The sequence below is a fragment of the Flavobacterium poyangense genome, assembly GCF_011751075.1.
GTDB lineage: Bacteria > Bacteroidota > Bacteroidia > Flavobacteriales > Flavobacteriaceae > Flavobacterium > Flavobacterium poyangense.
On the sequence record NZ_JAALLN010000186.1, the window covers coordinates 1 to 553 of the forward strand.

Annotated in this window: 1 protein-coding gene; it reads right to left on the bottom strand. The window is 57.9% G+C overall.

Annotation, left to right across the window (positions count from 1 at the left end):
• Nucleotides 1-145: 145 nt before the first annotated feature.
• Nucleotides 146-553: hypothetical protein (locus G3A47_RS23785; RefSeq protein ID WP_208328448.1), on the bottom strand; the 408-nt coding region annotated here is incomplete at its 5' end.

Here is a 553-nt window from a genome sequence, read left to right on the forward strand (position 1 = left end):
GCTGGCGGGGAGCCGATTTTGGGTATTTTTTTAAAAATCAGCGAACGTCCCCGCGCGAGTGCGAGGCGGCGATTCGCGGGCTCTAGGTAGCGGGCTACGCGACGGCGCTGCCGGCGAAACCGTGCGACGTCTCGATATCGAGTTATTAATTTTGAAAGGTTGAAGATTTCGACGCCGGCGAAAGAGCCTTAGTGCGGTTCGAAAAAAAAGCTCCCGCAGAATAGGTACCGATCGACTTGTCGCGCTTCCCTGAGTCGGAAAAAATCGATTCCGGGAGACCGATCGGCGAGTTGATTTTCCGCCGCGGGACTTTGAAAATTTTCCGCTCGCCCCACGTGGTCGGTTTTCGAAACGCCCCGAAAACGCGGTTTGAAGAACGCGTCGGGTAGTACGAAGCCGTGCGAACGCGAAACCGCTCTTGGCGTTTTCTCGTAACGGTCTTGGTTTGGCCGTAGGAGGGCCTCGAACCCGGGTCCGCGGAAACCGATTCGCGAAATACCGGCCCCGTGGCGACGCCGCCGAAACGAGAGCTGCCTGTGAAACGGCGAAGACG